This window comes from Actinoplanes sp. NPDC089786 (assembly GCF_040684855.1).
GTDB lineage: Bacteria > Actinomycetota > Actinomycetes > Mycobacteriales > Micromonosporaceae > Actinoplanes.
Genome location: NZ_JBFBGU010000004.1, coordinates 21,393 through 42,576 on the forward strand (window position 1 = coordinate 21,393; position 21,184 = coordinate 42,576).

Below are 21,184 nucleotides of genomic sequence, written 5' to 3' on the forward strand. Positions count from 1 at the left end.
CTGCTCAACCGTGAGCCGCGCACTGTCCAAGACGTCCTCACGCAGTCCCCGTCCTGGTGACCCCCTCTGCTGCGCCTTGGACCAGCAGCGCAGTCATGCGGCGTGGCGGCCCGGCGCTTGGTCAGGCCACCATGCCGCGCCTGCGGTACAGCCCCGTTGCCGACAGATCACCCTCGTGAACCAAGGATGCTCATGCCGATCGACCGTCCTCTGACCTTGAGCTGCAACTCGTACGACGTGACCGCCGCACTGCTCGACGGCACCGTGACCGCCGACGGGTACACCCTGCAGACGCAGACCGGCGCCGACATCTCGCGCCTGTTCGAGCAGGTCGTGCGGGACCGGGCCTTCGATGTCGCGGAATTGGGTTTCACGTTTCTTGCGCGCACCATGAGCGCCGACAACCCACCGTTCTACGCTCTACCGGTCTTCCTGGTTCGCAGGCTGCAGCATTCGACCACCTACATCAACGTGAACGCCGGCATCGAGACACCGGCTGATCTCGCCGGCAAGACCGTTGGCGAGTTCGCCACGTTCGGTCACGACATGGGCGTCTGGCCCAAAGGTATCTTCGCCGACGAGTACGGCCTGAGCGTGCACCAGAGCCGCTGGATCGTCGGTGGAGTCACCCATCCGATGGCCCCCTTGGACTTCCTGACTGTCCGGCACGCGCCCGGGGTGTCCGTGGAGGCGGTTCCCGAGGGACAGACGCTCGGCCCGATGCTCGAGTCCGGCGAGATCAGCGCGTTGATCTCAGCCCTGCCGCCCGCCGGTCTCGGCACCGACGCCACCAACGTGCGCCGGCTGTTCCCGGATTACGAGAAGCGCGAAGCGGACTACTACTCCCGGACCGGGATTTTCCCCATCATGCACCTCGTGGTGGTCAAGCGTGACCTCATCGATGCCGACCCCGGCTTGGCCCGTGCCCTGTTCACCGCGTTCGAGGCCGCCAAGAGCACTGCGATCGACACACATAATGCCGGGGGTACGGACGCTGAAGTCAACCCGTGGTTCGTGCAACTCATCGGCCCGAACGGCCAACTCGTCGATGACGGTCGATGGGACTATGGGGTTGCCAAGAACCGTCACGCCGTGGACACCTTCCTGCGCTATCACCACGATCAGGGTCTGTCCGATCGGTTGCTGACCGCGGAGGACATTTTCCCGGCCGAGCTCATGGACACCTGATTGATCGAACACATCTGCGGCGCGCGCGTTTGATCGTGGACCGGCAGTGGCCGATAGCCCGCTGCCGGACCCCATGACGTGTCCCGACGGACCGCGAAACGAAGGCGTTCGTGACGAACGCGTTCGTCGACGTCGGTGACGGCGACGGCGACGGCGACCTCAGATCACCGCGGAAGTGGCCGATCGGTAAGCCGTTAGGCTGCATCCGTCGTCAAGCCGGGGTGTCGCATGTCGAACGGCGCGGTTACGCCCGATGGACGGTCGGTCGCGTCGTCGCGACTGATTCGGCTCAGTCGCGCCCGGCTGGCCGTATTCGACCCGGAAGGCGCCCGGGAGATGGCGATGGCGGCGGCGGTCGAGCCGGCCTTACGCGCCGAGGCCCTGTCGATCACCGCGATGTGCCGGCGCCTGCGCGACGACTACGTGGCCGCGCTGGCCGAGGCGCAGGACGCCGCCGCCCTCGCCCGCGCCGACGGCAACTCAGCGATCGAGGGCCGCGCCCGCAGCGAAATCGCCCGGGTTCTGCTGGCGACCGGTGATACGTCGGCCGCGCTCGACGAGAGCCTGGCCGCGCTCACGCTCGCCGAAACGAGCGGCGACCTCGAAGCGGTCATTCCGGCGCTGGCGACGGCGGCGAACGTGTTTCTGGTGATGCAGCAGCTCGATCTGGTCCTGGAGTTGTGCGAACGCGGAGCCGAGACGGCTCGGCTGGTCGGCGACGACCTCGCCGAGGGGGTCATGCTGGACATCGGTGGGTGCGCGTTGTCCGCGCTGGCCTTCGCCGCCCGGGCCGCGGGTGACGAAAAAGCCGCCCTTTCGACCGCCGCCGACGCGGCCCAGCGTTTCCGGGCGGCGATGCTCAACGCCGGCCGGCTCGGACACCGACGGTACGAGGCGGCGGCCGTGGCCAATCTCGCCGAGGTGCTCGGTTTCGCCGGGCGCACCGACGAGGCGATGGAGCTGCTGAATTCGTGGGCCATCGACCTGCGACGAGATTCCACGTTCACGATCACGCATCATCTCGATACCCGCGGTCAGATTCTCCAGTCGTTGGAACAGTACGACCGGGCCATCGAGGTCTTCACCGAGGCGCTGGAGCGGGCGGAGAGCAAGTCGGCGATGATGACGGCAGCCTCGCACCTCGCCGAGGCATACGAGAAGAACGGTAACCCGACCGCTGCGCTCGCCGCGTTCAAGCGCTATCACGAGCTCTACTGCCAGGTGGCTTCGGAGACCGCACAGCGCAACGCCCGGGTGGCTGCGGTACGGATGGAGACGGCGCAGGCCAAAGCAACGGCTGAACAGGAACGACTGCGCGCCGACGGCCTGCTGCGGGCCAGCGAGGAAGACCCGCTGACCGGCTTGGCCAACCGCCGCCGGCTGGATGGCGAACTGGCCGCCGCGGCCAGCGGTCACCCGGTGGCGCTGATCGACGTGGACCACTTCAAGCTGGTCAACGATCAGTTCTCCCATCTGGTCGGCGACGAGGTGCTGCGTCGGCTGGCCGTCCTGCTCCGTGAGGGATGCCGGTCCGACGACGTCGCGGCCAGGTACGGCGGCGAGGAGTTCGCGATCCTTTTCCGGGACCTGCGGGAGCCCGAGGCCTTGATGGTGGCGGAACGGATTCGCCGCACGGTCGAGCAGTATCCATGGGACACCGTTGCGGCGGACCTGAAAGTCACCGTGAGCATCGGCGTGGCGTCCGGGCCGGACCGGCTCGCCGTCGCCGATCGCCGTCTCTATGCGGCCAAGAACAGCGGCCGCAACCGTGTGATCGGACGTAGACCCGAGGAGGCACCCGGTCGGGCCGCGTGATCCGTCCGTTCCTCCGACCGTACCAAGGGAAGGCCTGCTGGTGTTTCTCGGCCGACCCTCAACGTCGACTTGAGGTTCAGGGTGAGGGTCGTCGAGGGTTTCTACGCCGACTCGCGGCGGACCACCCGCACCATTTCGGCCGGCGCCGGGGCGGGACCGGGGCGGCCGGCGATCGCGGCCTCCACGGTGCCGGCCAGATGGGCGGCGACCGCCGACTGATCGGTGGTCACCGTGGTCAGCGGCGGCTCGGCCAGGCGGGCCACCGGGATGTCGTCGACCCCGATCACCGCCAGGTCGACCGGCGCCACCAGGCCCTGCCGGCGGACCCCGGCCAGCACGGCCATGGCGACCTCGTCGTTGTACGCGCACACCGCCGTCACCCCGGCCGCGCGCCACGCCTTGACCGCGTCGCCCGCGGTGGCCGGGTCGAGCGGCACGGTACGCACGTCCGGCGCCGGGAGGCCCTGCTCCAGGCAGCCCTCGCGGGTGCCGGCCAGGCGCGGGTCGGCGAAGTACCGGAGCCGATCGTCGTCCGGGTACGCGTACCCCAGCATGGTGTGGCCCAGCCCGGCCAGGTGCTCGGCCTGGAGCCGCCCCACCAGCTGTTGCGACACGTGGAGCTCGCGTGGCTCGGCCCGCGCCGGGCCGACCAGGGCGACCACCAGGGCGATCCCGGCCGCGCGCATGGCCGCGATCTCGGCCGGCGAGAAGTCCTCGAAGGCGAGCACCGCGGCCGGGGTGAGCGCCTTCCACAGCTCGCTGATCGGCCGGTCCTCGCGGCTGGCCGGGTGCACGGCGAGGGTCAGGCCGCGCCGGGCCAGCGCCCCGGACAGGTGGGTCAGCAGCGCGCCCACCTCGGAGCCGATCGGCCAGTCGGGCAGCAGGCAGAGCACCACGTCGGAGCGTCCGGTGCGCAGCGTGCGGGCGGCCGCGGAGGGCGCGTAGCCGAGGGCCGCGGCGGCGTCGAACACCCGGCCGCGGGTGCCGGCCGAGATGGTCTGGTGGGGCGTGTCGTTCAGGACGTAGGACACCGTCGCCCGCGACACGCCGGCCATCCTGGCCACATCCGCGCTGGTCACGCGCTTGGTATTGCGATCGACCACGCGCGCCACCTCCCTCGGCTTGCCGTCGTCGTGTACGAGCCCGTACGTTACGACAAGCGCAACTTACACGTTTAACTCGCAAGGGGGCCACCGGTGTCCGAGCACGACGAGTTGATCAAATCCCTGGATCTGCCGGCCAAGGTGGCGCTGCTGACCGGGGCAACCACGTTCACGCTCGCCCCCGAGCCCTCGATCGGCCTGCGCGAGCTGCGGCTCTCGGACGGGCCGACCGGCGTGCGCGGCCTCCGCTTCCACGGCGGCGCCACGGTGGCGCTCTTCCCCAACGCGACCCTGCTGGCCGCGGCCTGGAGCGAGGCGACGGCGTACGAGGTGGGCACGCTCCTGGCCGAGGAGGCCATGGCGCAGCATATCCACGTGGTGCTCGGACCCACGATCAACCTGCACCGCAGCCCGCTCGGCGGGCGCCTGTTCGAGCAGTACTCCGAGGACCCGCTGCTGACCGGGCAGATCGCCGCCGCGTACGTGCGGGGTATGCAGGACCGCGGCGTCGCCGCCTGCCTCAAGCACCTGGTGGCCAACGAGTCGGAGACCGACCGCAACACCGTGGACAGCGTGGTCGACGAGGCCACCCTCCGCGAGCTCTACCTGCTGCCCTTCGAGATCGCGGCCAGCGCCTGGTCGATCATGGCCGCCTACAACGACGTGAACGGGCAGGCCGCCACCGAGAACGTGCACGTCAACAACGAGGTGGTCAAGGACGAATGGGGCTGGGACGGCCTGCTCATGTCCGACTGGTTCGCCACCAAGACGGCCGGGCCGGCCGCCAACGGCGGGCTCGACCTGGTCATGCCCGGCCCCGGCGGTCCGTGGGGCGACGCGCTGGTCGCAGCCGTACGCGCGGGTGAGGTGGACGAGGCGACCGTCGACGACCACCTGGCCCGGCTGCTGCGGCTCGCCACGCGTACCGGAGCACTTGGTCCGGAGAAGGACTACGGCACCTACCCCGCGCCGGACAGCCCCGAGCGCCGCGAGCAGCTCACCCGGCTCGCCGCGCAGGGCATGACCGTGCTGACCAACGAGACCGGCGCGCTGCCGCTGGCCGAGGGGCAGACGGTCGCGCTGATCGGCCGGCACGCCGTGCAGACCGTGTGCATGGGCGGCGGCTCGGCCCAGGTCCGCCCGCCCCACCAGGTCAGCATCGCCGAGGGCCTGACCGCGCGGCTGGGCGGCGACCGGGTGACCGTGCTCGACGGCGTGCCGATGCGCTCCCGCCCGGTTCCCGCCCGCGACGGCTTCCTGGTCGACCCGGACACCGGGGCGGCGGGCATCGCCGTCACCGTCCTGGACGCGGACGGCGCCGTGGTCGAGACCCGGCACGAGGACGACGCCACGAGCATGGTCGGCTTGGACGACCAGCTCCCGCGCCCGGCCGCCGCCGTCCGCCTGCGCGGCCGGATCACCCGGGCCGGCCGGGTCCAGCTGGGCACCATCGGGGTCGGCTCCTGGTCGGTCACCGTCGGCGATCATTCGTTCGCGTACGACCTGAGCGTCTCGGGCGGGAACATGGGCGAGGAGATCCTGAGCCCGCCCAACCACACCGAGGTCGTCGAGGTGGCCGAGGGCGCCGTGATCGACGCGACGGCCACCCTGGCCGAGGGCCGCGGCCCGGCCGGTCAGCTGTTCACCGGCGTCGGCCTGTTCGGCCTGATCGCCCAGGCCGCCGACCGCGACGCCCGCGAGGTCATCGACGAGGCGGTCCGCGCCGCGGCCGCCGCCGACGTGGCCGTCGTGGTGGTCGGCCTGACCGAGGAGCAGGAGACCGAATCGGTCGACAAGAGCACCCTGCACCTGCCCGGCGCCCAGGACGCGCTGGTCGAGGCCGTAGCCGGCGCGGCCAGGAAGACGATCGTGGTGGTCAACGCGGCCACACCGGTGGTCATGCCCTGGCGGTTGCGGGTCGACGGCATCCTCTGGGCCGGCCTGCCCGGCCAGGAGGGCGGCCACGCCGTCGCCGCGGCGCTGCTCGGCGACATCGAACCGGCCGGCCGCCTGGTCACCACGTTCCCCGACGAGGACGGCAAGACGCCGGCCTGGAACGTCACCCCTTCGGACGGCAAGCTGGAGTACGCCGAGGGCACCTACATCGGCTACCGCGGCCACTTCGCCGGCCACGCGCCGGCGCCGGCCTTCTGGCTCGGCCACGGCCTCGGTTACGGCACCTGGGAGTACGCCGACGCCCGGGTGATCACCGGCGACTCACCCGGCGTCACGGTGACGATCACCAACACCGGCAAGCGCGCCAGCCGCGAGGTGGTCCAGGTCTACTTCCGCCCCGCCGAGCGCGACCAGCCCGTCCGCCTGGTCGGCTGGGAGGGCGCGACGGTCGGCGCGGGCGAGTCGGCCCGGGTCATCGTCGGCACCGACCGCCGCATGTGGCGCCGCTGGAACACCGCGGCGGGCCGATGGAACACCCTCGGCACCGGCGGCGACCTGCTGATCGCCCGGGGCCTGGGCGACATCCGCGCGACCCTGCCGCTCCGGCCGGAAGCCTAGGCTTCCATTAGCACTCGGCGTTCCACCGGTCGATGACCGGATCGTCGCCGTGCTCGAAGCCGAGCGCCGAGACGGTCGCGGTGTCGAGCTTGAGCAGCCCGCCCGCCGAGGTCGGCAGCCCCACCCAGCGCGCGCCGACCGCCCGCAGGCAGTGCCCGTGCGCCACGAACGCCACATCACCCTGCTCGAGCCGGGTGCGGGCGCGGGCCAGCACCCGGTCGATCCGCGCACCGACCTGGTCGGGCGACTCGCCGCCGGGCGACCCGTCGGTCCACAGCGACCAGCCCGGCCGGGTCCGGTGGATCTCCTTGGTGGTGATGCCCTCGTACTCGCCGTAGTTCCACTCGGCCAGATCCTCGGTCACCTCGGTGACATCGAGACCGGCCAGCTCGGCGGTCCGCAGGGCGCGCTTGCGCGGGCTGGAGATCACCGCGGCGAAGGACCGCCCGGCCAGCTTGGCCCCCGCGGCGCGAGCTTGCCGCTCCCCCTCGGCCGTGAGATCCAGATCCGTGTACGACGTGTGCTTCCCATTGGCCGACCACTCGGTCTGCCCATGCCGGACCAGCACGATCTCCGCCATCTGCCACCCCCTGCCGGTGAGCCTAACCAGTGCCCGGCGCCCCGGCTCGCCGACCGCCACCCAAGCCGCGGGCTGTGGATAACCGGCCGGAATTGTCAGACCCCCGCGCTACATTTCCGCCCACCCAGAGGGGTGGGGGCGGTGGCGGTGCGCGCGTGCGCCGAAAATGATCAAGAGTCGCGGTGGCGCCGGCCACATCGATCATGGGCGTCGCGCCGATAGGCTCGGACCCCCACGGGGAAGGGGAGTATGCGATGGATCTCAAGGACGCCACGGCCGGCATCGACTCGGCCGAAGAGCTGCGGGAACTGCTCGGCGAGCCGATGGAACGGGCCGCCAAGAAGGAACGCGTGGCGCTCCACGAGCGTGACAAGGAGTGGCTGGCCGCGTCGCCGTTCTGCGTCATCTCGACCGCGGCCGCCGACGGCACCTGTGACGCCTCGCCCAAGGGCGACCCGGCCGGCTTCACCCTGGTGCTCGACGACACCACGATCGCGATCCCGGAGCGACCGGGCAACCGCCGCGCCGACGGCTACCTCAACGTGCTCAGCAATCCGCACGTCGGGCTGCTCTTCCTCATCCCGGGCCGCACCGACACGCTGCGGATCAACGGCCGGGCCCGGCTGGTCCGCGAGGCGCCCTACTTCGACCGCATGGTCGTGAAGGGCCACCGCCCGGTCCTGGCGCTCGAGGTGGCGATCGAGCAGATCTTCTTCCACTGCTCCAAGGCGTTCCTCCGGTCGAAGCTGTGGCGGCCCGAGACGTGGCACCCCGACGAGCTGCCCGGCACGGCCAAGCTGGTCAAGGACGTGCAGCCGGACACGCCCGAGTCGCTGGAGCAGCTGGAGAACTACTACGGCGAGTCCTACCTGGAGAAGCTCTACAAGAGCTAGCCGCGGAGCAGGTCTTCGAAGGACGTCGTGAGCAGGAACGGGTCGGTGACCACGGCCGGCTCACGGCGTTCCATCGCGCCGGCCAGCTCGCGGGCCGCCCGGTCGATGCGGGAGCGCAGCGTGGCGTCGTTCCCCCAGTCCTCGGTGGCGGCGAAGACCGCGGTCGGGGTCGGGGCGGCTCGCAGGTGACTGAACAGCGGCCGCAGCGCGTGTTCGAGCGCCAGCGAGTGTCGCGCCGAGCCGCCGGTCGCGGCCAGCAGCACCGGCTTGCCGTCCAGCGTGCCCTTCTCGAGCAGGTCGGCGAACGACTTGAACAGCCCGTTGTACGACGCCTGGAAGATCGGCGTCACCACGATCAGGCCGTCGGCGGCGGCCACCGCGTCCAGCACGTCCTTGAGCGCCGCGGGCGGGAACCCGGTCAGCAGGTGGTCGGTGATCTGGTGGGCCAGGTCGCGCAGCTCCACCGTCGTCACGTCCACCGGCAGCTTCGCCGCGGTCGCCGCCGCGAGCCGGTCGGCGAGGAGCCGCGACGACGACGGGGTGCTGAGGCCCGAAGTGATCACGACGAGGTCGCGGGTCGTCATACCGAAACCGCCTTCCGGGACTCGTGGGTGGGCGCGTCCGGCACGTGGGCCGGCTTGAGCGCCGCGAACTCCTTGCGCAGCACCGGCACGACCTCTTCGCCGAGCAGGTCGAGCTGCTCCAGCACGGTCTTCAGCGGCAGGCCCGCGTGGTCGAGGAGGAACAGCTGCCGCTGGTAGTCGCCGACGTACTCGCGGAAGCCGAGCGTACGGTCGATGACCTGCTGCGGACTGCCGACCGTGAGCGGCGTCTCCCGGCTGAAGTCCTCCAGCGAGGGGCCGTTGCCGTAGACCGGGGCCTGGTCGAAGTACGGCCGGAACTCGCGCACCGCGTCCTGGCTGTTCCTCCGCATGAACACCTGGCCGCCGAGCCCGACGATGGCCTGGTCGGGGTCGCCGTGGCCGTAGTGCGCCCAGCGCTCGCGGTAGAGGCCCACCATGCGCTGGGTGTGCGAGGCCGGCCAGAAGATGTGGTTGGCGAAGAAGCCGTCGCCGTAGTAGGCGGCCTGCTCGGCGATCTCGGGGCTCCGGATCGAGCCGTGCCAGACGAACGGCGGGATCCCGTCCAGCGGGCGCGGGGTCGAGGTGAAGGACTGGAGCGGGGTACGGAACTTGCCCGACCAGTCGACCACCTGCTCGCGCCACAGCCGGTGCAGCAGCGCATAGTTCTCGATGGCCAGCGGGATGCCGGCGCGGATGTCCTTGCCGAACCACGGGTAGACCGGGCCGGTGTTGCCGCGGCCCATCATCAGGTCCACCCGGCCGCCGGACAGGTGCTGGAGCATCGCGTAGTCCTCGGCGATCTTCACCGGGTCGTTGGTGGTGATCAGCGTGGTGGCCGTGCTCAGCATCAGCTTCTCGGTCCGGGCGGCGATCCAGCCGAGCATGGTCGTGGGCGAGGACGGTACGAACGGCTCGTTGTGGTGCTCGCCGGTGGCGAACACGTCCAGGCCGACCTCCTCCGCCTTCAGGGCGATGGCGGTCATGGCCTGGATGCGCTCGTGCTCGGTCGGCGTCCGGCCGGTGGTGGGGTCGGGTGTCACGTCACCCACGGTGAAGATGCCGAACTGCATGACGCGTCTCCTTCGAAGTCTTTGACACGTCAAGCATCTCACAGCGCCCGATATTCCTACCCGGCGGCGATCAGGGCTCCGAGCCCGCTCGCCTGGGTCCGCCAGTCGCGCACGTTGTTCTCGCCGCCGTTCCAGCGCCCGCCGAGACGGTTGAGGCTGTCGCGGTCCGCGGTCCAGATGCGGTTGGCCTGCGTGGTCGCGTACGCGCGATAGGTCTGGTTGCCGGTGACCGTGGCCAGATCGCTCAGGTAGCGCATGAAGATGCCCTTGAACTGTTTCTGGTTGTCGTCACAGGTGAGGCCGGCGGCATCGCACGACTCGGTGAGGATCCCGCCCTTGGTGAGCAGGGTGCCGTTGATCGCGGCGTCGGCCAGCCGCCGGCCGGTGTCCAGCACCGCGGTGTTGCCGGTGGCCCGGTACAGCTCGACCGCGGCGCCGATGGCCAGGCCCTGGTTGTACGTCCACACGGTCTGGCCGTTGTTCGCACACGAGGTGGTCAGGCCGTCGTTGACCAGGCCGGACGAGTTGATCATGCCGCTGCCGGTGAACCAGTTCCAGCCGGTCGTCGCGCGGTTGAGCCAGGTCGTGTCGCCGGGCAGCCGGTTGTGCAGGGCGGCGGTCAGGCGCAGGTAGAGGCCGGTGGTGACGGCGTTCTTGTAGGTGTGCTCGCGGTCCCACCAGACCCCGCCGCCGCAGCGGGCGGTGTCGTAGTGCTGTTGCAGGTAGTTGCCGATGATCACGGCCTCGTCGAGGTACTTGCGGTTGCCGGTCAGGTCGTACGCCTGCACCCAGGCGATCCCCCACCAGCCCGCGTCGTCGATGGCCCGGCTGATGAAGTGGCCCTCGATCGCGTCCGACGACTTCACGCCGGCCGGGAAGACGCCCTTGTTGACCTCGAACGTCCGGTCGACGATCCAGCGGTGGTCGGTGCGGCCGGTCTTCTTCATCCAGTCCATCAGCGTGGTGACCGTCGCGGCCGAGTTCCACCAGCTCGACGGCCACCACGCGGTGTCCGGGCGGTAGGCGTACATCAGCGCGTCGGCCGCGGCGGCGGCCCGGTCACGGTCGGGGCGCGCCCACTGGGTGCAGCTGCCGTTGCTGCCCGACACGGCCCGGCCGCACGCGCGGATCGCCCCGCCGTAGAGGTACGACTTCGGGTCGCGCGCGGCGAACAACGCGGTGGCCGTACCCGTCGAACCCGCCGGCGTGCTCACCCGCCCCAGCGACGACCCGCCCGGCCAGCTCGCGCCCTCGTCCCAGGACCGGTCCAGCCAGATCTCGTCGCCCTGGGCGCCGCCCGCGATCGTGCCCCAGGCCATGCCGCGGTCGTCGATGTGCAGCGCCACCGTGCGTCCGGAGATCGAGGCGGCGGGTACGGGCTGACGGTCGCCGGCCGGGCCGGTGTCCCGGTCGCAGGCCGCGTCGCAGGCACGCGCCTTGACCCAGTCGGTGCACTGGATGCCGCCCGCGTCACCGCACGCCCGGACCAGGCCGCGACGGTGGTTCGCGGGGTCGGCCAGGTTGTACATCAGGGTTCGCGTGCCGGTCCAGCCACCCGGGATGCTCGCCTTGCCGAGCAGGCCGTCCCAGGTCGGGCCGCCGTCCCAGCTGCGGTCGAGCCAGACCGAGTCGCCGGCGGCCCCGTTGTCGATGCTGCCCCAGGCCATCGCGTCGGCCTCGGAGAGGTGCAGCGAGACGCGCCGGCCGTTCTGGATCTTGTCGGGTACGGGGAAGGTGTCCTGCCGCGCCTGCGACGGATCGCGGGTGTCGCAGAAGACCGAGCACACGACGGCCGCGGCGACAACGTTGTCAGCCGCTGGCGCTGAGGGCGTGGGTTGAAGGACGAGGGCCACGGCGGTGAGGACGGCTGCGAATCCCATGCGTGACATAGTGACGCTCGTCGATATTTAATAGCAAGGACCGTTCACTTCTTGGGGAACACCATGTCGATGTAGTGCTTGTACGGGGCCGGGTCGTACGGGCCGGGCAGTCCGCGCCAGTCCCGCCCGGTCTCCCGGCCGTAGTAGTACTGCGCGGCGATCTCGGCCTGCTGCTCGGTGCTGAACTCCCCGAAGGGTTTGCCGGCCGCGACCGCCGCGTTCAGGCCGGCCGAGCCGCCGTACGCGTAGTCCTCGTTCCAGGCGGCCGGGATCAGGTCGGCGATGCCTTTCCCGTTCTGGTACTGCCAGACGTGGGTCAGCTCGTGGACCAGCCAGGCGTGGAACTCCGGGGTGTCGGTGTTCCCGCTCAGCGTGCCGACCGGGAAGTAGATCGTGTTGTTGACGGTGACCGCGTTGTCCCCCCGCGCCGAGAGAACCCCGTCGTCGGTGAGCACGACGTCCCTGAGATTGATCGAGTCGCCGAACACCTTCTTCACCTCGATGTACTCCTGGGGACTCAGCCCGCGCGACTGCTTGGCCCCGGGCGCGATCGGATAGGGGCCGGGCTTCGGGCTCGGCGGATCGGGGTCGACCGGGTAGCCGGCGATCTCCCCGGCCTTCTGCGTGATCATGCCGTGCATGGAGCCCGCGACCAGAGCGGCGAAGCCGGTCTGCAGGGCCGGGCCGGCCACGCCGAGCAGCGGGTTGCCCAGGCGTGCGAAGAGCTCCTCGTTCCGGGCGACGGTGTCGACGATGGAGCTCTTGGCCGACGTCAGCTGGGCGCCGTAGTAGTCGGCGTGCGCGGCCCGGGCGTGCAGGTTCCGCTCGAGCTCGGCCCCGTGCGAGGCGACGGCCGCCACCTGGCCGCCGTAATCCACCCCGACCGGATCGGGCCACGCCGAGAGGGACGCGTCACCGGCCCGGCCGGTCTCCTTCGCGCCCTCCGCGAGCACCTTGCCGCCGCCACGCCAGGCCGTCGCGACCTCGGCCGCGACCCCCTCGTCGTCGAGCGGCCACGGGTTGTAGATCTTCGTGACCGCGCTCCACAGCGGGCTCACCGGTTGTTCGATCGCCATCGTCGTCTCCCCACTCAGGACGCTGCGCCGATGATAGGAAGGACGGCCCGCGGCCACGGCCGGCGTGACCGCATCCGGCCAGCGGCGGCCTCACCCGGGATCGGCCTCGCACACTCGGTGACGTGACCGAGGAGATCTATCAGGTGTGGGAGCGGCTGGCGAGCCACGAGGAGACCGCGTGGTCCCGGGACCGGCTGGTGTCGGCCACGGTCGGCGCGGGCGGCGAGGTGCGGGGGCTGTGGCTCGATCCCCGGATCTACCGGGTCGCCGACGCCGGCCGGCTTGCGGCGACCATCGCCGGCACCATCCGGGACGCCGCCGGGCAGGCGCAGCGGCGGGCCTTCGAGACGATGGCGCCGCTGCTCGGCCCGCACGCCTCGGCATCCGGGGCCGACCTGGCGTTCGACCCGGTCCTGCACCACCTCGACGCGACGAAGGGATCACCATCATGGACATGGACACCACCGCGATGACCGGCGCGATGGAGATGATGGACACGGCCGGCCGGGTCATGACCACCGGCTGGGGCGCGGTCAGCGGCCAGGTCACCTCGCTGGGCGGGCGGCTCGGCCAGGGCGAGCTCGGGGCGGCCTACATGGCCGGCTATCCGCGGACGACGGACGCGATCATGGCGACGGTCGAACGTCACTGCGGGCAGCCGGCCGCGATGGCCGCGATGGGCCACCAGTGCGCCGACCTCTACGGGTCGGCCGAGCAGAACGCCGTCACCAACCTCGGCGCGGTCACCCCGGCCGCCCCGCCCGCCGGTTCGGCCGCCGCGCCCGCTGACCCGCGACTTCCCTGACCACCGACGAGGCCGGCGCCGCCCTCCTCGGGGAGGAACCCTGGGAGCGACCCGGGCGGCCTGGTCCGTCAGTCCGGGGTGAACAGCCCCTGGATGCCGACGACGATCGCGATGAGGCCGAAGATGCTGAGCACCAGCCCGGCGCCGCGAAGCCCCGGCTCCGGCCGTGCGCGCTCCCGGCCCCGGATGCGGTCCCACAGCAGGGCCAGGCCGACCAGGATGCCGACCACCTCGAAGTGGAAGACGCGCGGGCCGTCGAAGATGTGCACGAGCAGATAGAAGCCGCCGGCCACCAGGGCGACCACGCCGACGACCCAGGCGAACGGGCCGGCCTTGGCCGAGAACCGGGACAGGCCGCCGCCCGCCGACGGGATCTGGGCCAGCAACGGGACGGCCAGCAGCAGGCCGCTGAGGATGTTCGCGAGGTCCAGCAGCAACGCCATGATCATGTGCGAGTCGCTCCTTTTCCATCGAGGTGCGCCGAACTTACCCGGACATGATCCACCCCGCATGGAAGCGCTCCCACGCCGGGGTGAGCGGGCAGCTCCGCCCGGCACGGGCGGCAAAGGCCGGGCCACTGATCAGGCCGCCGGCCGGGCGGGACTCCGCTGTGCCCGTACTCCGGCTTTCGGGGTTGGATCGAAGGCACTGTTAAGAGTCCTTGATATTTATTGTCATCAGCATGACGATGTCGTCATGCGACGTCGATGGATGGCTCTGCTGGCGGCCGCGGCACTGACCGTGGCCACGACCGCGGCGATGGCGTACACCCCCGCCTCCGCCGCCGTGACCTGCACCGCGCCCACCTGCGCCGAGGGCAACACCTACACCGCCGGCGCCCAGGTCACGTACCAGGCGCGTCAGTACCAGGCGCTGGTCACGCGCACCGCGCATCCCGGCGCGGGCTGGAACCCGGCCGCCACCCCGTCGTTGTGGCGCGACCTCGGCGCCTGCGCCCCCAGCACGCCGCCGCCGAGTGATCCGCCGCCCAGTGATCCCCCGCCGTCCACTGGCTGCGGACAAAAGGGACGCCCGGCCGGCAAGGTGCTGCAGGGCTAGTGGGAGAACTGGGTCTCGGACGGCACCGCGCTGTGGCAGGACGGCATGGACGCCGGCGTCAAGGTCGGCACCCCGGCCGAGATGTGCGCGGCCAAGGCCTCGGGCAAGACGCTGCTCCTCTCCATCGGCGGCGCCACCGCCGGCATCGACCTCAACTCGAGCACGGTGGCCGACCGCTTCGTCAACACGATCGTGCCGATCCTGACGACCTACCACTTCGACGGCATCGACATCGACATCGAGACCGGCCTCACCGGCAGCGGCACCATCAACAGCCTGTCCGCGTCACAGGCCAACCTGATCCGCATCATCGACGGCGTCCTGGCCCGCACGCCGGCCGGCTTCGGCCTGACGATGGCGCCCGAGACGGCCTACGTCACCGGCGGCAGCGTCACCTACGGCTCGATCTGGGGCGCCTACCTGCCGATCATCAAGAAGTACGCCGACAACGGCCGCCTCTGATGGCACAACATTCTCGCACCTGAGAAACGGACTACGTAAGAAGCCCCGGCCGGGTGGCGACCCGCCGGGGCCGGAGAGCCCCTCGGAGGCCATCCCATGAGCACCAGTCGTACGGCATTCGGGCAGGTAGCGCGATGAGCGCAGAAGCCCTGAGCCGGTCCCTGGCCCAGGCACCAAGCTTCCAGCCGCAGTGCGTCGCCGCCCTCGTCGGGCTGGCCAATCACGCCGGAGTCCTTGTCCGAGGCGTTGACGTCTTGGGCGTGGTCCATGTTCCTGCTGGTTGTCACCTGAGGTCGTGCCGTGGCGCCATGGAACTCGCAAAGGAAGTAGACCCGGCGCGAGACAAAGTCAGACTTAACCCGCCTAACCTCGCGGATGGCGGCTCGGGCCCCCGGCCTCGAGCTCTTCCGTTCGAGGAAGAGCCCTCGCGATGCGCCACCGCCCATAGCGACGATGTGCGTCAATGCGAGAGCCAGCGGAACGCAGTTCAAGTCATCGATCGGACTGGGGCGTCCATCGCGGGATGCGTGCTGCACGGCGCGGTGTTGCTGGCCTCGTTGGAGGGCGGGCCGGGTCGCTCCTTTGAACGGGCCGGACGGTGCCGCGATCGAGGCTTTTCGCTGGGCCCAGGTGGTGCCGCCGATCGATTTCCTGGGTGACCGAGCTGTTGCCGTTACGGCTACCACAGCGGTCGATCCCACCGATTCTCCGACCCTGGCCACCGATAACGGGGTCGCCATGGACGACTGTTCGTACTGGTCAGGGACCTGGTAACGCTCGATCGTCATGCTCGAAGGAGATCATGGAGTCCAGGTCGAGGGAGATCGCCTGATGGGCACCTGTCGCCTGGTCGGCCGCACCGATTGTCGGTCAGGTTGTTCGACGTCGAGCGACAGTTGGTCGGCCAAGCCGCGGACGCGGCACATCTGACGCCGGCCGGGTACGCGGGGAAGGCCGCCGTCGCGGCGGCCGGGCGCGAGGTTGCGCCGTCGGCCGGCCTGGCCGACGGGCTCAAGGAACTGCAGCGGGAGTTGTTCGCGGCGCTGCGAGCAGTGAACATGTTCGGGGCGAACGTCAACCAGGCCGCCGCGCAACGTAACTCGACCGGCGAATTGCCGGACTGGGCCGCCGACGCGGTGCGCCTGTGCCGGGCCGCCGTGGCACGACTGGACGAGGTGACCGGCCGTATCGATCGGCGGCTTCGGTGATCTGCCGGATCCACAAGCGGGGCCACGCGGGTCGGTGGTCTGCTGCGCTATCTGTTCGGGCCCGGCCGGTTCGAGGAGCATGACCGTCCGCGGCTGGTGGCCGCGTGGGACGGATCCGGTGATCTCGCGGATTTGCAGCCGTCGGTGACCGACAGTGGTGCCCGGGACTTCCGGCACCTGGTGGCCATGTTGGAGGGAGCCGGTACGCGCGGCTGACCGGGCACCACGCAAACCCGTCTGGCACGCCTCGATGCGGCTCGCGCCCGATGACCGTGGCCGGGTGTTCAGCGATCAGGCCTGGGGACACATGGCCCGGGAGATGCTTGCCGGCGCTGGACTCGCCCCTCACGGCGACACCGAAGGGATCCGCTGGGTAGTGGTTCGCCACAACGACGACCACGTGCACATCGTCGCGGCCCTGGTCCGGGAAGACGGACGCATCGAGTGGGCACGCAACGACTACCGGCGCTGTGTCGCCGCCACATTCGATGTGGCCCGCCGGTTTGGGCTGCCGATGACCAGTATGCGACCGTTCCGGACAGCCGCCGCCGTCGGTCCTACGGCTTGACCGCCGGCCTGAGCGACCTGGCCGGGTGCCCAGGCTCGCCACTTGTTACCGCGGGACGGCCGCAGTCAATGGGACGGCCTGCGCCACGGGTTGGAGGTACGGCGCCATCTGCCAAGCCGCCCTGCCACGCAAGTAGGCGAACAGCACAGCGTGGCACCAGGCGGACGGGCCGTGCAGTCGTAGCGGGTCGGTCGTCGCGAACGTGAGGATGCAGGACTGATCCGCCGTCATCTGATAGCCGGTGACCGCGTGGTGATCGAATCGCAGCCACTGCCCTCGGACCAGGCACCACGTCGCACTGGCGTCGACCACCACGCGGGCAAGGTCGTGCCCGCGCCAATGCCGCCTGGACAGGCCGGCCGCCCGCGCGTACCCGATGCTCGTGCCGATCAGCCGGCCGAAGGCCGCGCCCGCCACGAAGCTGGGTGACCCGACCGCGATCATCCCACCGGGCCGGTAGGTGACATCCGTGGCGAACAACCTTGAGAAGCGAAACGGCACATCCAGATACACGGTGCCGGCTGCCGGGAGGTCCGGCGCGTACACCGCGGGAGGCGGCTGCCCGCCGGCGAGCGCCTGGTAAAGCTGTACGGCCTGCTGCCAGCCGCCGTTGTTGGCGACGTGGTGTGCCGAACCGAGCGCGGAGGGACGCCGAGCGGGCAGCAGCTGGCCCAGCCCATAGCCCAGCGCGTACGTCAGCAGCGCCCACGGGGCGACAAGCCCGACCACGGTCATCCTGATCCACCGGCGCTGGGCGAAGCCTCGCCGCCGACGGCCCTCGCTGAGACCGACGAGCAGGCCGAGGACGGTCGAGGCGAGCGTCAACACCCAGAATCCAAGCGTTGCAAGGGGGAACCAGGAAGATGACGAACTGCACGGCATCTGACCGTCTCGCCGATCGACGCATTCACGCCATCCGTGGTTCTCGAAGACCGCGAAGCCAAGCAGCAGTAGAGGCAGCGGCAAGGCCGCGGCGGCGAAGGCCCAGTTTCGGCCGCGGCGTGCTCGCCCGCCCTCGGGCGATTGGTTCGTCATGGTCAACCATCCCTTACCTCGGGCCGGTTCGCGGTTGGCTGACCGGACTTCCATGACGGTGCTCACGCACCGGCGGCGTTGCGGATCAGTTCGACAGTGGTCGGGTTCAGGTTGGTCGAGCTGTAGGCTGGGCGACCGTCCACGGCGGGTACGTCCGCGCTCGGGTTGTGGAAGACGCTCAGCGCCATCTGCTCCAGCACGTAGGCTCTACTGTTGACATAGTGCTGCTCGGGGCTCGTGCAATGGCGGGACTCGTTACAGCCGAGGATCCTTCGTGGCGTGTCCGTTCGGGGCGGCCTCTCGTGCGTCGAGGGCGGCTTCGAGCTGGTTGAGTGCGGTACGGATGGTCGCGATGAGCTGTCGTTCGTTGCCAACGGGTAGGGCGACTACCTCGGCGCCGACACCTTGCGTAATCCGCAGAAGTCCCTCGTCCCGAAGGACAGCCTCGGCGGCCCGGACGGTGTTGACCGCGGCCCCGTACTCCGCCTCAAGCTCGGAGACCCCGGGAAGCATCGTACCGACCGCGAACTCACCAGCTCGAATACGTTCGCGGAGCGAGTTGGCAATGTCGACATGCTTGGGCACCCGCTAAGACTATCAGTAAATATGGTGTATCTGAAACAGCCTGGCAGCGCGGTGTGATGACCTCGTGAGAACCGGCACCACTCGCGGATCTCGACCACCGGTGGTGCTGACGGTCACCCGCCGAGCCCGCTTACGCTGCGTACGAAGGATCATGAAGCCGCTCGGAGCGCGAATGCGCGGATCTGCCGAAAGTAGTGCGTTCACGTCCGGGCGTGCGGAGCGGAGCCGATCGGTCGAGGCGTCGATTCGAGGTTGGTGGTGAGCGTCTTTGCATCAGCAGTGACGAAAACGTTGCGGGGGCCAGCCCGCCGCTCGGGCAGCCTGACCCCAGAACAACTCGAACGATCAGCTGGTGGTCAGGGTGTTGCCGAGTAGGGACAAGAGGCGGTCCCAGTGGCGTTGCAGCGCGGCCGGGTTGAATGCGTCGGTGTCGGACATGGTGAAGCCATGGATGGTGCCGGGATAGATCTCGGAGGTGTAGCTGACGCCCGCGGCATTCAGGGTCTCGTTGAGCTCCTTAAGAGCCCCAGGGGTTATGTCGCCCTCGGCGTGACCGAAGTGGAGCTGGGCGGTGAGCTTGGAGAGGACATCCGGCCCGTCGGCGCCTACGGGGGCGTGGAATCCGGCCACCGCAGCCACCTGGTCGGGGTAGGCCGCAGCGGTGCGTACCGCCATGAGACCGCCTATGCAGTACCCGGTCACCGCGACCGGTCCGGTACTGACCTCGGGTTGGGTGGTGAGGAACCTGAGATAGGCGTCGGCGTCGCTCAGGGCCCGTTCGGCGGTGTGCGCCTTGATCATGGGCATGAGTCGAGCGAAAATCGCGGGCCGGGCTTCGTCTCCGATGTGCTCGGGAAGCTCGATCACGGGTGTCGGGCCGTGCCGATAGAAGACGTTGGGGACGAGCACGTAGTATCCGTGCTCGGCCAGTTCACAGGCCATCTGCCGCAGCACGGTCCGGATGCCGAAGCCGTCCGGGTACATCAGCACTGCTGGGCATCGCCCGCTGGCGTCGGGGAGAGCGGCGAACGCGTCGGCCTGGCCGTCTGCAGTGGGGATGTGCAGCGTCTTGGTGGGCATGACTTCTCCTGTCGTCGTTGAGGTCTCGACCTTGATCAACACGACAGAGGTGGAGCCCGCGCAGAAGTGCAGGATTCTCGATCCATAAGCGGGCCGGTACCGGCCCGTACGGCGCTCAGAAGGGCACCGGGTCACCAATCTGTGCGTGGCGTGATGCCGTCCCGGTAGTCATGACTGCATAACTTAGCCGATCGGATGAGGACGGATCCGGCCGCCGGCCCGTGCGTCCGCATCTGCCGCGATCCGCGCGCTACGCAACGTCGCGGCGAGGCAGGCACGGACCTGGGATGTGACTGCGCGAGGCGCCCCGTCGTCGAGGAAGCATGACGACGGCCGCCTCCGCGAACCGTTTGCGGGCCGGCGCGTTGGCGCGGCATTCTTTGCCGGTGCCGATCCAGCCTCTGACATCCCCGCTTTCATGACCACGATGCGGCAGCAGGTGCTCGGCGGGTTGGCCGACCGGATCCTCGCCCTGCGGCTGGATCACCCGACACGCGTGGGGATCGACGGCCGCTCTGCGGCCGGGAAAACGACGCTGGCCGACGAACTGGCCGCCACCCTGCGCGGGAAGACGACACGTCCCGTGCTCCGGGTCACGATCGACCACTTCAAACGGCATGTCGACCTGCGTACTCAATATCCGCCCCGGCTCGCCGCAGAGCTACTACTTCGAGATGTTCGACATCGACGCCATCCGCGACGATCTACTGGCGCCGCTCGGTCCGGGCGGCAACCGCCGCTACCGCACCCAGATCATGGACTTCAGCGGTCATACACCCATCGACTCCGGCGTCCACCCGGCCCCGGACGACATGATTCTGTTGGCGGACGGCGGGTTCCTGCAGCAGATCCCCGAACCACATCGTGTTGGCTGCCCGATTCTCGTGCGGTCCGATTCGGCGGGCAGCAGTCACGAGTTCCTCGCCCATGTCCGCGGCCTGCATGAGCAGGGTGTGCTCACCGAGTTCTCCGTCGGTGTCGCGATCACCAAGCCGGTCCGGGCCGCGATCACCGCCGCCCAGGATCGGGTGGCGGCGCTCGACGGCGACGGCAGCCTGCGCGACGGCGCGGAGATCGTCGAACTTACCGACCTGGCCGACCCTGACCTGCTGGCTTCGTTCCCGGCCGGCACCCGGCTGATCTGCCGCCGGGAACGCCCGCACCCGGCGCGCAGCTCTCCCTGTTCGACACGATCAACGGCAAACGGCATCAAGTCTTCGCCACCGACACACCGATCGGCGGTGGATCCATTCAGTTCCTGGAAGTCCGGCACCGCTGCCATGCCCGCGTCGAGGACCGGATCCGCACCGGCAAGACCACCGGAATCGGCCGATTCCCGTCTCGCACCTTCGCGATCAACCAAGCGTGGCTGGAACTCGCCCTCACCGGCTTCGACCTGCTCTGATGGACCCAGCACCTGCTCCTGGACGGGCCACTCGCGGCCGCGGAGCCGAAGAAACTGCGCTACCGGCTGCTGCACGTCGCCGCGAAACTCACCCGCACCGCCAGGACCACCACCCTGCGCATCGCCGCCGACTGGCCCTGGACCGACCAGCTCGTCACCGCATTCCGGCGCCTCGCCGCGCTACCCGAGCCCGTTACCTGACAACGGAATCCGCCGCACCACCAACCAGGACAACGGAGCAACCCGGCCTCCGGCCGGGCGACATCGGCTGCCC

At 70.0% G+C, this 21,184-nt stretch carries 20 protein-coding genes and 2 pseudogenes; 10 read left to right on the forward strand and 12 right to left on the reverse strand.

The genetic code is table 11. The features are described 5' to 3' along the window. The first annotated feature begins 192 nt into the window (after positions 1–192). Positions 193–1,188, forward strand: a complete 996-nt coding sequence (locus AB0O15_RS16540; protein WP_364319099.1) for a hypothetical protein — start codon at positions 193–195, stop codon at positions 1,186–1,188. Positions 1,189–1,416: 228 nt separating this feature from the next. Further along, positions 1,417–3,003: a GGDEF domain-containing protein gene (locus AB0O15_RS16545; protein WP_364319101.1), complete on the forward strand. Its 1,587-nt coding sequence runs from the start codon at positions 1,417–1,419 to the stop codon at positions 3,001–3,003. 101 nt (positions 3,004–3,104) lie between these two features. On the opposite strand, the gene AB0O15_RS16550 is transcribed toward AB0O15_RS16545, so the two are convergent. Next, positions 3,105–4,106: a LacI family DNA-binding transcriptional regulator gene (locus AB0O15_RS16550; RefSeq protein ID WP_364319103.1), complete on the reverse strand. Its 1,002-nt coding sequence runs from the start codon at positions 4,104–4,106 to the stop codon at positions 3,105–3,107. Positions 4,107–4,199: 93 nt separating this feature from the next. Here AB0O15_RS16550 and AB0O15_RS16555 point away from each other — a divergent pair, with 93 nt between their 5' ends. Further along, positions 4,200–6,620, forward strand: coding sequence for a glycoside hydrolase family 3 C-terminal domain-containing protein (locus AB0O15_RS16555; RefSeq protein ID WP_364319105.1), 2,421 nt, complete (start codon positions 4,200–4,202; stop codon positions 6,618–6,620). Positions 6,621–6,627: 7 nt separating this feature from the next. Here the strand turns inward: AB0O15_RS16555 and AB0O15_RS16560 are convergent, their stop codons facing one another. Then, positions 6,628–7,200 (reverse strand): histidine phosphatase family protein, encoded by a 573-nt coding sequence (locus AB0O15_RS16560; protein ID WP_364319107.1) that lies wholly within the window; start codon positions 7,198–7,200, stop codon positions 6,628–6,630. Between the two features lie 254 nt (positions 7,201–7,454). Between AB0O15_RS16560 and AB0O15_RS16565 the strand changes: the two genes are divergently transcribed. Further along, on the forward strand, positions 7,455–8,093 hold the full coding sequence (locus tag AB0O15_RS16565; RefSeq protein WP_364319109.1) for a pyridoxamine 5'-phosphate oxidase family protein: 639 nt from the start codon (positions 7,455–7,457) through the stop codon (positions 8,091–8,093). Here the strand turns inward: AB0O15_RS16565 and AB0O15_RS16570 are convergent. The 4 genes from AB0O15_RS16570 to AB0O15_RS16585 are packed head-to-tail and all read right to left on the reverse strand — an operon-like array spanning position 8,090 to position 12,703. Further along, complete coding sequence (locus AB0O15_RS16570; RefSeq protein ID WP_364319111.1) at positions 8,090–8,677, reverse strand: CE1759 family FMN reductase; 588 nt, start codon at positions 8,675–8,677, stop codon at positions 8,090–8,092. The two genes, AB0O15_RS16565 and AB0O15_RS16570, sit on opposite strands and share 4 nt — an antisense overlap. Continuing rightward, positions 8,674–9,747, reverse strand: a complete 1,074-nt coding sequence (locus AB0O15_RS16575; RefSeq protein ID WP_364319112.1) for an LLM class flavin-dependent oxidoreductase — start codon at positions 9,745–9,747, stop codon at positions 8,674–8,676. The genes AB0O15_RS16570 and AB0O15_RS16575 overlap by 4 nt, the downstream gene beginning before the upstream one ends. 56 nt (positions 9,748–9,803) lie before the next feature. Beyond that, positions 9,804–11,627: a glycoside hydrolase family 76 protein gene (locus AB0O15_RS16580; RefSeq protein ID WP_364319114.1), complete on the reverse strand. Its 1,824-nt coding sequence runs from the start codon at positions 11,625–11,627 to the stop codon at positions 9,804–9,806. Between the two features lie 44 nt (positions 11,628–11,671). Beyond that, positions 11,672–12,703 carry a DUF4157 domain-containing protein gene (locus tag AB0O15_RS16585; protein ID WP_364319116.1) on the reverse strand — a complete coding sequence of 344 codons (1,032 nt, stop codon included), beginning with the start codon at positions 12,701–12,703 and terminating at the stop codon, positions 11,672–11,674. Between the two features lie 122 nt (positions 12,704–12,825). Between AB0O15_RS16585 and AB0O15_RS16590 the strand changes: the two genes are divergently transcribed. Both AB0O15_RS16590 and AB0O15_RS16595 read left to right on the forward strand, forming a co-directional pair. Continuing rightward, positions 12,826–13,176 (forward strand): YbaB/EbfC family nucleoid-associated protein, encoded by a 351-nt coding sequence (locus AB0O15_RS16590; RefSeq protein ID WP_364319118.1) that lies wholly within the window; start codon positions 12,826–12,828, stop codon positions 13,174–13,176. Continuing rightward, positions 13,152–13,508, forward strand: coding sequence for a hypothetical protein (locus AB0O15_RS16595; RefSeq protein ID WP_364319120.1), 357 nt, complete (start codon positions 13,152–13,154; stop codon positions 13,506–13,508). The genes AB0O15_RS16590 and AB0O15_RS16595 overlap by 25 nt, the downstream gene beginning before the upstream one ends. Positions 13,509–13,576: 68 nt before the next feature. Here AB0O15_RS16595 and AB0O15_RS16600 read toward each other — a convergent pair whose 3' ends face one another. Continuing rightward, a complete protein-coding gene (locus tag AB0O15_RS16600) occupies positions 13,577–13,957 on the reverse strand; it encodes a hypothetical protein (RefSeq protein WP_364319122.1) in 381 nt (126 codons plus the stop codon). Positions 13,958–14,219: 262 nt separating this feature from the next. On the opposite strand from AB0O15_RS16600, the pseudogene AB0O15_RS16605 reads away from it, so the two are divergent. The 3 genes and pseudogenes from AB0O15_RS16605 to AB0O15_RS16615 all read left to right on the forward strand — a co-directional run. Next, a pseudogene (locus tag AB0O15_RS16605) lies at positions 14,220–15,026 on the forward strand (carbohydrate-binding protein); the annotation flags it as partial. A gap of 878 nt (positions 15,027–15,904) precedes the next feature. Beyond that, positions 15,905–16,237 (forward strand): hypothetical protein, encoded by a 333-nt coding sequence (locus tag AB0O15_RS16610; RefSeq protein WP_364319124.1) that lies wholly within the window; start codon positions 15,905–15,907, stop codon positions 16,235–16,237. A 280-nt stretch (positions 16,238–16,517) separates the two neighbouring features. Continuing rightward, a complete protein-coding gene (locus AB0O15_RS16615) occupies positions 16,518–16,805 on the forward strand; it encodes a hypothetical protein (RefSeq protein WP_364319126.1) in 288 nt (95 codons plus the stop codon). 45 nt (positions 16,806–16,850) lie between these two features. On the opposite strand, the gene AB0O15_RS16620 is transcribed toward AB0O15_RS16615, so the two are convergent. The 5 genes from AB0O15_RS16620 to AB0O15_RS16640 form a co-directional block, all read right to left on the reverse strand. Then, the gene (locus AB0O15_RS16620) at positions 16,851–17,840 is read right to left on the reverse strand and encodes a hypothetical protein (protein WP_364319128.1); all 990 of its coding nucleotides are present in this window, start codon (positions 17,838–17,840) and stop codon (positions 16,851–16,853) included. A gap of 62 nt (positions 17,841–17,902) precedes the next feature. Then, positions 17,903–18,040: a hypothetical protein gene (locus AB0O15_RS16625; RefSeq protein ID WP_364319130.1), complete on the reverse strand. Its 138-nt coding sequence runs from the start codon at positions 18,038–18,040 to the stop codon at positions 17,903–17,905. 55 nt (positions 18,041–18,095) lie between these two features. Further along, positions 18,096–18,425: a winged helix-turn-helix domain-containing protein gene (locus AB0O15_RS16630; protein ID WP_364319132.1), complete on the reverse strand. Its 330-nt coding sequence runs from the start codon at positions 18,423–18,425 to the stop codon at positions 18,096–18,098. A gap of 345 nt (positions 18,426–18,770) precedes the next feature. Continuing rightward, complete coding sequence (locus AB0O15_RS16635; RefSeq protein WP_364319134.1) at positions 18,771–19,505, reverse strand: dienelactone hydrolase family protein; 735 nt, start codon at positions 19,503–19,505, stop codon at positions 18,771–18,773. Between the two features lie 250 nt (positions 19,506–19,755). Continuing rightward, positions 19,756–20,124 (reverse strand): hypothetical protein, encoded by a 369-nt coding sequence (locus AB0O15_RS16640; protein ID WP_364319136.1) that lies wholly within the window; start codon positions 20,122–20,124, stop codon positions 19,756–19,758. Between the two features lie 220 nt (positions 20,125–20,344). Between AB0O15_RS16640 and AB0O15_RS16645 the strand changes: the two are divergent. Continuing rightward, positions 20,345–21,111 (forward strand): annotated as a pseudogene (locus AB0O15_RS16645) (transposase); the annotation flags it as partial. Positions 21,112–21,184 lie beyond the last annotated feature (73 nt).

Bases quoted from the DNA above. Each gene is read 5' to 3' on its own strand.
- AB0O15_RS16545 (WP_364319101.1), top strand. From the start codon at position 1,417: ATGTCGAACGGCGCGGTTACGCCCGATGGACGGTCGGTCGCGTCGTCG.
- AB0O15_RS16635 (WP_364319134.1), bottom strand. From the start codon at position 19,505: ATGCCCACCAAGACGCTGCACATCCCCACTGCAGACGGCCAGGCCGAC.
- AB0O15_RS16540 (WP_364319099.1), top strand. From the start codon at position 193: ATGCCGATCGACCGTCCTCTGACCTTGAGCTGCAACTCGTACGACGTG.
- AB0O15_RS16570 (WP_364319111.1), bottom strand. From the start codon at position 8,677: ATGACGACCCGCGACCTCGTCGTGATCACTTCGGGCCTCAGCACCCCG.
- AB0O15_RS16580 (WP_364319114.1), bottom strand. From the start codon at position 11,627: ATGGGATTCGCAGCCGTCCTCACCGCCGTGGCCCTCGTCCTTCAACCC.
- AB0O15_RS16585 (WP_364319116.1), bottom strand. From the start codon at position 12,703: ATGGCGATCGAACAACCGGTGAGCCCGCTGTGGAGCGCGGTCACGAAG.
- AB0O15_RS16575 (WP_364319112.1), bottom strand. From the start codon at position 9,747: ATGCAGTTCGGCATCTTCACCGTGGGTGACGTGACACCCGACCCCACC.
- AB0O15_RS16640 (WP_364319136.1), bottom strand. From the start codon at position 20,124: ATGCCGTTTGAAGTGGTCGATCGTGACCCGGAGCACGGGACGTGTCGT.
- AB0O15_RS16560 (WP_364319107.1), bottom strand. From the start codon at position 7,200: ATGGCGGAGATCGTGCTGGTCCGGCATGGGCAGACCGAGTGGTCGGCC.
- AB0O15_RS16620 (WP_364319128.1), bottom strand. From the start codon at position 17,840: ATGACGAACCAATCGCCCGAGGGCGGGCGAGCACGCCGCGGCCGAAAC.
- AB0O15_RS16600 (WP_364319122.1), bottom strand. From the start codon at position 13,957: ATGATCATGGCGTTGCTGCTGGACCTCGCGAACATCCTCAGCGGCCTG.
- AB0O15_RS16565 (WP_364319109.1), top strand. From the start codon at position 7,455: ATGGATCTCAAGGACGCCACGGCCGGCATCGACTCGGCCGAAGAGCTG.
- AB0O15_RS16595 (WP_364319120.1), top strand. From the start codon at position 13,152: ATGGACATGGACACCACCGCGATGACCGGCGCGATGGAGATGATGGAC.